This is a genomic window from Thermobacillus xylanilyticus, assembly GCF_907165215.1.
Classification (GTDB): Bacteria; Bacillota; Bacilli; order Paenibacillales; family Paenibacillaceae; genus Thermobacillus; species Thermobacillus xylanilyticus.
In genome coordinates this window covers 1-1,397 of the sequence record NZ_CAJRAY010000091.1, presented here as the reverse complement: position 1 = coordinate 1,397, position 1,397 = coordinate 1, and the positions used below count along the sequence as shown (strand labels likewise).

Genomic DNA, 1,397 nt, shown 5'->3' with positions numbered 1-1,397 from the left:
GGGGCCGCCGATCTCCCGCACAAGGCCGTTGTAGCGGCCGCCGCCGCCGATCGTGTCGATCGCGCCGATCCCTTCCGCCTTATATTCGAAGGCGGTGTGCGTGTAGTAGTCGAGGCCGCGGACGAGCCGGTGGTTGATTGCGAACGGAATGTCCATCGCCGCTAGGAACTGCTGCACCTTCTCGAAATGCGTCCGGCATTCCTCATTCAGACTGTCGAGAATCGACGGCGCCCCGCCGAATTTGTCCTGGTCGACCTTGCAGTCGAGCACGCGCAGCGGGTTGCGTTCCATCCGCTTGCGGCAGTCTTCGCAGAGCTGATCCTTGAGCGGCTCGAGGAACTCGAGCAGCCGGCCGCGGAACGCGGCGCGGACTTCCGGCGTGCCGACGGAGTTGATCTCGACGCGGACGTTGTCAAGGCCGATCTCGCGGTAGAACATCGCGCCGAGCGCGATCACTTCCGCATCCAGCGCGGGATCGGTCGACCCGATCGCCTCGACGCCGAACTGGTGGAACTGGCGGTAGCGTCCCGCCTGTGCCCGCTCGTAGCGGAACATCGGGCCGATGTAGTACAGCTTCGCCGGGTCCGGCTCGCCGTACAGCTTGTTCTCGACATAGGCCCGCACGACGCCGGCCGTTCCTTCCGGCCGCAGCGTCACGCTCCGCCCGCCGCGGTCCTCGAACGTGTACATCTCCTTCTCGACGATGTCGGTCGTCTCGCCGACACCCCGCCGGAACAGCTCGGTCGCCTCGAAGATCGGCGTGCGAATCTCGCGGTAATTGAACCGGCGGCACAGCTCGCGCGCCGCTGCTTCAACGCGCTGCCAGACCGCCGCGCTGCCGGGCAGAATGTCCTGCGTTCCCGGCGGCCGTTGAAATGCCATAAGATCACCCCGTCTGTCTGGACTTGAACTTGCGATCGATCGATGGTCCGGGCTCCCCGAACATGATAAAAGGCCCCCGTCCCGTCAGGGACGAGAGCCTGCGCTCCCGTGGTGCCACCCAGCTTCCAAGTGCGGTTGCCGGCATCCGCGGCCTGTGCGCGCTCAATGCGCCGCATGGCTCTGCGAAAACGCCGATCGCACTTGCTCGTTGTTCCGGTTAACGCCCGGCCGCGTTCCGCACTACTGGGCGCCGACGCACGGATGCGCGGACCGTTCGCACGGAAATCTCGGGGAGGTCTTTCATCCGGTCGTCAACAGGCGGCTTGCAGCCGGCGGCCGCCCTCTCTGCGGATGCGGTTCCGGATTACTCTTTCCCGTCATCGATTCTGGTCATGTCAGAGATCATTGCTCCTAATTGTAATATGCGCGTTTTCCCCTGTCAACCGCCGGCCGTTATGGGTCAGTGTCAAGCTAGCGTGGGCAGTCATTTAAGATGCTTGGAACGCGAACCCCAA

The 1,397-nt window shown here is 64.3% G+C and carries 1 protein-coding gene; it reads right to left on the bottom strand.

Annotated features, from left to right (window positions below; genetic code table 11):
• Window positions 1-882, bottom strand: an 882-nt coding sequence (gene hisS, locus KJQ12_RS17065; protein WP_213486339.1) for a histidine--tRNA ligase, incomplete at its 3' end; no start/stop codon positions are given.
• Between the last annotated feature and the right edge of the window lie 515 nt (window positions 883-1,397).